Origin of the sequence: Candidatus Cardinium sp. cByotN1, assembly GCF_022810525.1 — a bacterium.
Taxonomy (GTDB): Bacteria; Bacteroidota; Bacteroidia; order Cytophagales; family Amoebophilaceae; genus Cardinium.
The window spans coordinates 1-4,143 of sequence record NZ_JAACGG010000013.1 but is presented as its reverse complement, the minus strand read 5'-3'; the positions used below and the strand labels follow the sequence as shown (position 1 = coordinate 4,143).

Annotated in this window: 5 protein-coding genes and 1 tRNA gene; all 6 read left to right on the top strand. The window is 37.4% G+C overall.

Translation table 11 applies throughout. The features are described from left to right. Positions 1-575 precede the first annotated feature (575 nt). The 6 genes from MUW73_RS00535 (at position 576) to MUW73_RS00510 (ending at position 4,010) form a co-directional block, all read left to right on the top strand. Positions 576-649, top strand: a tRNA-Ala gene (locus tag MUW73_RS00535). Between the two features lie 58 nt (positions 650-707). Continuing rightward, the gene (map, locus tag MUW73_RS00530; protein ID WP_243018743.1) at positions 708-1,472 is read left to right on the top strand and encodes a type I methionyl aminopeptidase; all 765 of its coding nucleotides are present in this window, start codon (positions 708-710) and stop codon (positions 1,470-1,472) included. A gap of 4 nt (positions 1,473-1,476) precedes the next feature. Next, positions 1,477-2,127, top strand: coding sequence for a tRNA (guanosine(46)-N7)-methyltransferase TrmB (gene trmB / locus MUW73_RS00525; protein WP_243018742.1), 651 nt, complete (start codon positions 1,477-1,479; stop codon positions 2,125-2,127). Positions 2,128-2,142: 15 nt separating this feature from the next. Continuing rightward, positions 2,143-2,685: a biotin transporter BioY gene (locus tag MUW73_RS00520; protein WP_243018741.1), complete on the top strand. Its 543-nt coding sequence runs from the start codon at positions 2,143-2,145 to the stop codon at positions 2,683-2,685. Between the two features lie 16 nt (positions 2,686-2,701). Next, a complete protein-coding gene (locus MUW73_RS00515) occupies positions 2,702-3,442 on the top strand; it encodes an energy-coupling factor ABC transporter ATP-binding protein (protein ID WP_243575141.1) in 741 nt (246 codons plus the stop codon). Further along, a complete protein-coding gene (locus MUW73_RS00510) occupies positions 3,420-4,010 on the top strand; it encodes an energy-coupling factor transporter transmembrane component T family protein (RefSeq protein ID WP_243018739.1) in 591 nt (196 codons plus the stop codon). Before MUW73_RS00515 ends, MUW73_RS00510 begins: the two co-directional genes overlap by 23 nt. The last annotated feature ends 133 nt before the right edge of the window (positions 4,011-4,143 follow it).

Sequence of the window (4,143 nt, the reverse complement as noted above, 5' to 3'; positions counted from 1 at the left end):
CCTGCAATCCATCCCGGCAACTGTTTTTCTTTTCATCTGTAAACTCCGCTTTCTGATCGCACTTTTTTCAAAGGGCGCGTTTTTTTTTCTAGCATAAGCCATAGTGGTGAACGGAAACAAAATTTTAGAACAACCTACTGTATTGCAGCTCGACTGAATAGGCACCTTATACTTTCATACTTATGGGTAATAGTAAGAGCTGTAAGGGGCGCTTTCCGCAACTTTTTACCAGGGCTTGATTTTTTACTTACTTTTTTATCAAGAAAAAAGTAAGATAAAAAAGCCTTATAACCAAATAAAAATAATTAAAAATTCCTTTTAAGTTGACGCCATTGGCTGTTCACTAGTGTAGCAGAAGCATACCAAAAAACGCACCCTTGGAAAAAGCGGCGATCAGAAAGCACCGTTTACAGATGAAAAGAAAAACAACGGCTTAAATCTACCCATGTTGGCCATCCTTAAGTGAACGCCATTGGTTGAACGGAAACAAGGATTTATTTTGATTTTTTCAAAAAACACCATTATATTTGCTTGATGATACAAGCAATTGAACAGATGTATCATAGTCTTAAAAAGGGGGATTAGCTCAGCTGGTTAGAGCACTTGCTTTGCAAGCAAGGGGTCATCGGTTCGAATCCGATATTCTCCACTTAACTTATTTTATCCAACACTAAAAGTCAATCTCCCCTAGCCTCTAATCATTTGATATGATCAAAATACGCACCCATTCTGAGGTCAAGCTATTGCAAAGAGCAGGCCATATTGTAGCGCTTTGTCATAACTTGTTACGGAATGCCATTCAACCAGGTGTCAGTAGCCTAGCCTTAGACAAAATGGTGGAAGAATTGATTCGAAGCCATAATGCTGATCCCGTGTTTAAGGGGTATCGCGGCTTTCCAAATGCTACTTGTATTTCTATCAATGATGGGGTTGTCCACGGCATACCCAGCAATCGCGTCTTGCAAGAGGGAGATATTATCAGCATTGATATAGGTGTAAAGTATAAAGGCTATATTGGAGATAGTGCTTGGACCTATCCCGTTGGGAACATTTCCGATGAGAAAAAAATTTTATTAACTCATACCGAAAAAGCGTTATGGAAAGGGCTAAGTGTTATCAAAGCAGGCATTCATCTTTCTGACATCTCTCATGCCATAGGTCAGTATGCTACAGCGCATAAGCTTAGCGTGGTAAAAGAATTGGGTGGGCATGGTGTAGGCACTAGGCTACATGAGCCACCTGAGATTCCAAATTATGGCAGACCTAATCAAGGGCCTATTATAAAAGCAGGTATGATACTGGCCATAGAGCCTATATGCAACCTTGGCCATTCAGCGATTAAAACTTTAGAAGATAGGTGGACCATTGTCACCAAAGATGGTCAACCCTCAGCCCACTTTGAACATACCATTGCTGTTGAGGAAGAGGGGTATGCTGTTTTAACAACTTTAATGGAAAAACCGCTTCCATAAAGCTATGAGAAAGAAACGCCAGCGTTTTGAGGCCAATAAATTTTTGGATCATCTTATAGAACCCGGAAAACCTATTTATAAAAATATCAAAGGGAAGTGGCATGCATGCTATTTTAGAAACAGCCATCCTATTACATTAGAAATTGGTTGTGGGCACGGTGCCTATACGATAGGGCTGGCTAACATATTTCCAAAAAGAAACTTTATAGGCATTGATATCAAAGGAGATCGGTTATGGAAAGGCGGGCAAGAAGCCCAAAAATATGACTTAGATAATGTTGCCTTTCTACGTGCGCAGGTAACACACCTGCTAGATTTCTTTGAAAAAGATGAAATAACTGAGATTTGGATTACCTTTCCAGATCCTAGACCTAAAAACAGAGATATCAAACGTAGGCTTACCAGCCCACGTTTTTTAAAACTATATGAAGCCATATTGATAAAAAGTGGACTTGTGCACTTAAAAACAGATAGTAGCTTACTATTTGATTACACATTCAATTTGCTACAAGAACAAGGCCTAGAACTAGGCGATTATACAAGAGATTTATATAACTCTTCATTATTAGCTAACCACTTTGGCCTTCAGACTACTTATGAAAAGCGATTCATAGCGCAAGGCATTCCTATCTATTATCTTTGTTTTTCAACATAATAAACCATTACTTCTATGACCACAAAAGACACCGTATACATAGCGCTATTTGCGGCCATATATGCTGTTTTAGGCGCTCTACCTATGGTTGTATTGCCCTTTAACCCCGTTCCCATAACGGCTCAATCTTTAGGCCCTATGTTAGCAGGTAGCATTTTAGGCGCTAAAAGAGCTACTTTGGCCTCTTTTTTATTTATAGCTATCGTCTTAATCGGATTCCCTATTATGAGCGGTGGTCGTGGTGGCATAGGACTGATCTTAGGACCAACTGGTGGCTTTATACTTGGTTTTCCTATCTCTGCCTATAGTATTGGCTTTTTATTTGAAAAAAATAGGCATCGACTGAGTATCATCTGGGCTTTTATATATATCCTATTAGGTGGGGTGGTTATATTATATGTTATCGGTCTATTATGGATCAGTTTACTATTTGATATACCCCTAAATAAAGCTTTTTTAGGGGCTATCATTTTTATACCAGGAGATATCATTAAGGCTGCTATTGCAGCTACTACTGTAATGGTTATTAAAAGATCTTATCCTATAATTAAAGAATAGAACTTTGGCCAAACCTATGGCTAATGACCATTTTGGTGTCAAAACTTTGCTGATAGATAATAGGATGATTAAAATAGAGCATGTAAGCGTTTGTTTTGATGATTTTTTCGCTTTAAAAAATGTGCATGTAACCTTATGTGAAAAAAAAATTGGCATTATAGGTTCAAATGGGAGCGGCAAAAGCACATTTGCTAGGCTGATAAATGGCTTACAGCTTCCATCTGAAGGAAAAGTGGAGATTGATGGTTTGTCTACTTGTAAAGAGCGCAGAGGGGTCAGAGCTAAGGTAGGATTTATCTTTCAAAATCCTGATCATCAAATTATATTTCCAATCGTAGAAGACGATATCGCTTTTGGGCTTAAAAATATGGGGTATACTAAAAAAGAGATTCATGCAGCGATTAACAAGCTACTTACTAGTTATGACTTAGCCCACTTAAGATATAAAAAATCACACCTGCTGAGTGGAGGTGAAAAACAATTATTAGCTATTTTGTCCGTACTAGTGATGGAGCCTACTTATATGGTATTTGATGAACCAACTACTCTTTTAGATCTTAAAAATAAGAGAAAAATATTAGAGATGATCGAAAATCTCAGTCAAACCATCATAGTAGTTACGCATGACTTAGATCTGCTAACTCATTTCGACAGAGTACTTGTCTTTGAGCAAGGACGTTTAGTGATAGATGACCTCCCTTCTGCTTCTATAAAAGCCTATCAAAAATTGATATATGACCCATTACCAAACAGATAGCAAGCAGCTTGCTAAGCTAACTCCTATATGGAGGTTGATGCTACTTATCATCGTTTCTAGTGCATCTTTTATGATATATGATGGGCGCTTTTATCTAGCTAATTTAGCTATTACTTTTGTCTTAGGGTACTTAACCAATATTGCTTACAAAGCATTACTTAAACCAGTAACGCTCTACTTGTATCCATTAATCATCATTTTTAGCCTGCATGCAATTGGGTCCGATTGGTTAGACAGCATAAAAGTTATACTTAGATTTTGCAATATCGCCATTTTCGCTTCATGGGTCCTATCCACCACATCTTATGCAGATATAGCCGATGGATTAGCATCTTTATTAAAGCCCCTATCCTATTTTGGGTTAAAGCCTGCTAAGATTAGCCTTGCTTTTACATTGGCCCTACGTTTTATGCCACTAATCATGGATAGCTTTAATGAGGTAAAAATGGCACAACATGCAAGAGGAATAGATAAAAATTTTAGGAGAATACTTATTCCTTGGATCATAAAAATCATAAAAATGGCAGATGCCATTTCAGAAGCGATAGAGATTCGCTCTTGTGAATAAGCTATTTTTACTATTACTTTTTGATCGAGTAAAAAAGTAACCGTTCACCCAATGGCGTCAACTTAAGGAATTTTTAATTATTTTTATTTGATTATAAGGCTTTTTTATCTTACTTTTTTTCTTGATAAAAAAG